Genomic DNA, 517 nt, shown 5'->3' with positions numbered 1-517 from the left:
GTTTCCAGGTAAGTTGCGTTCTCGTTGGGTTGGACCTTTTGTGATTACTAATGTTTTTCCTTATGGTGCAGTTGAAATAAAAAGCATGGACATTTCCAAAGTGTTCAAGGTGAATGGGCATAGGCTCAAAATATTCCATGAAGGATTGCAAGGGCAAGAGGAGGAACACTTGGATCTTCCAGATCCACCTCCGGTTAATTAAGGGAATGGAAAGATAGGTCGAGCCAACGACAGTAAACAAAGGCGCTACTTGGGAGGCAACCCAGGGGAGTTTGTTCTTTAACTATACTTTTTATCGTTTTTCCTTTCTTTTACATTTTTACTTTACATTGGGGACAATGCAAGTTTTAAGTGTGGGGGAGGGTTAGAATGATAGGTTGGTTAGTAGGATAAACGATAATAAAATTGATGTTATTTGAATTATATGTTTTTAGTTTCTTCATCTATTTTTGCTCAATTTTTGAACTTAAACCTAAATGGGAGTTAAGATTAACAGAGAATTCTTATATGTTTCTAT

At 36.6% G+C, this 517-nt stretch carries 1 protein-coding gene; it reads left to right on the top strand.

Features of this window, described 5'->3' with window-relative positions:
* Nucleotides 1-202, top strand: a 202-nt coding sequence (locus tag EZV76_RS17930) for a hypothetical protein (protein ID WP_236640956.1), incomplete at its 5' end; no start/stop codon positions are given.
* Nucleotides 203-517: the final 315 nt, after the last annotated feature.

The sequence above is a fragment of the Flagellimonas alvinocaridis genome (assembly GCF_004916895.1).
GTDB lineage: Bacteria > Bacteroidota > Bacteroidia > Flavobacteriales > Flavobacteriaceae > Flagellimonas > Flagellimonas alvinocaridis.
Note: the sequence above shows the minus strand (reverse complement) of the source record. Positions and strands in the feature narration are given on the sequence as shown.